General features: G+C 73.8%; 1 protein-coding gene. It reads right to left on the reverse strand.

Translation table 11 applies throughout. The features are described 5' to 3' along the window. Positions 1-99 precede the first annotated feature (99 nt). Positions 100-1096, reverse strand: a 997-nt coding sequence (locus ABZ885_RS41835) for a phosphatidylinositol-specific phospholipase C domain-containing protein (protein WP_360200538.1), incomplete at its 5' end; no start/stop codon positions are given.

Below are 1096 nucleotides of genomic sequence, written 5' to 3' on the forward strand. Positions count from 1 at the left end.
CCGCGGCCGAACCGTTCGCAACGGGTGCGAACCGGTGCCGACGGTGAAGACCGCCGGAATCGGTCATATCGTCGCGCAGTAGGACCAGCCGGCGGGGGGTCAGCCGCGGGGCAGCACCAGGCCCTGCACGACCGGGAGCCTGCGCCAGTCGCTGGAGACGATGCTGGCGTGGGCCCGGGCGAGCTGCTCGGTGCGGGTGCGGGCCTGGTCCTGGGTGGGGTCGGTGGAGCTGATGGCGGGGGCCACGTTGTGGGCGTCGGTCATCGTCAGCAGGTAGTGGCGGGCGTCGTACCAGGCGGTGTCGATCCCGCCCGTGTAGGCGGCCGCGTCACCGTCGAAGACCACGAACCAGGGGCGGATCGAGGTCTCGCCGTACTTGCCGCGCGGGTCGCCGGCCGCGGCGCCGTGGACGGCGGGGAAGACCTGGGCGTCGCGGGTCCGTCCGGCCGTGGCGAGGTCGCGGAGGTGGCGGGCGTACTCGACGTCGGTGGGGAGGGTGTCGAAGGGGTTGCTCTCCTCCAGGGAGCCGGGGATCACGTACACCAGGACACGGCCGGCCAGGGACGCCCGGGTGGGCCAGTTGCCCGCGCGGGCGGCTTCGTCGGCGTTGGCGTAGCTGCCGCCGCCGGGCTTCGCGAGGAGGTCGGCGGGGCGGAACACGGCGGAGCCGAGGTGCGCGGCTATCAGCGCGTCGAGCTGGGCCGGGCCCATGCCGCGGTTGGCGGCGAAGCCGGCCTTGAGCTCCAGCTTGACGACCAGGGGGCCGGCGGCGGGGTGGGCGCCGAGCCAGATCCGGACGTCGTCGAGGCAGGTCTCGAGGTTCTTGTTGGTGCCGCCGGTGTAGAGCTGGGCGGGCGTGGTCGCGGCGGCGCAGTTGTTGCTGTTGCCGAGCGGGTTGGAGTGGCTGACCTTCCACTCCTTGGTGACGGTGTCGGTCCACGCGTCGAGCTCGATCATGCCGGTGCCGGTGTCCAGGCCCTCGGCGAGGTGCGCGAACGCGGCCGGGTCGTAGGTGTTGTGGAGGCCGACGGTGGTGGCCGAGCCGAACGGGAGCTCGCCGGGGCCGCTCGCACCCGCCCAGGCGGCCGGCGCGAGC

Origin of the sequence: Kitasatospora sp. NPDC047058 (assembly GCF_040643935.1) — a bacterium.
In the GTDB taxonomy this organism is placed as follows: Bacteria; Actinomycetota; Actinomycetes; order Streptomycetales; family Streptomycetaceae; genus Kitasatospora.